This is a genomic window from Sporosarcina sp. CAU 1771, assembly GCF_054482775.1.
On sequence record NZ_JBTLRN010000059.1, the window covers coordinates 1,047 to 1,582 of the forward strand.

Below are 536 nucleotides of genomic sequence, written 5' to 3' on the forward strand. Positions count from 1 at the left end.
GAATGAGCGCGTACTAATCAGAATAGTCACTTAGCCTACGCTACTGTGCCCAAGTACTGCTCGAATAAAACGGATTCACTGATAAGACTAATCATGCGCGAGTAAGAAGCTTCGGATGGCAAGTTATCGGAGTGGAGAAAACCGCAGTTGAATCTAAAAAAAGGGTCGTCTCTAAGTCGATCCAAAAGGTTTTTTATCGTTGCAATTCGCTCCACCACACGAGCGATTAATGAGTAGACCATTGCGCCATAATTTAATTCTCTTGGCGCACCTACATTTGTTTGCTTTTCGAACAAAACCCATATGGGTTCTAGGTTTAACGTTGAAAAAATTGCGTTGAAACGATGGGTAGGTTCCAGTTTATAAAGTTCATGTATGTCAAATAGGCTTTGTTGTCGTATAATGGACATAAGGGCACTCTCTCCTGTCTTTATGTTTGTGTGGTAACTTACATTATACAGGATTTGGGGAGGTGCTCTATTTTTTATGCCTAGAAACCCTTGGTATGTAAGGGCTTGGAATTATGAAATTGACTC

General features: G+C 40.7%; 1 pseudogene. It reads right to left on the reverse strand.

What is annotated here, in order from left to right:
* Positions 1-410, reverse strand: a pseudogene (locus tag ACXYMX_RS17070) (transposase); the annotation flags it as partial.
* Positions 411-536 lie beyond the last annotated feature (126 nt).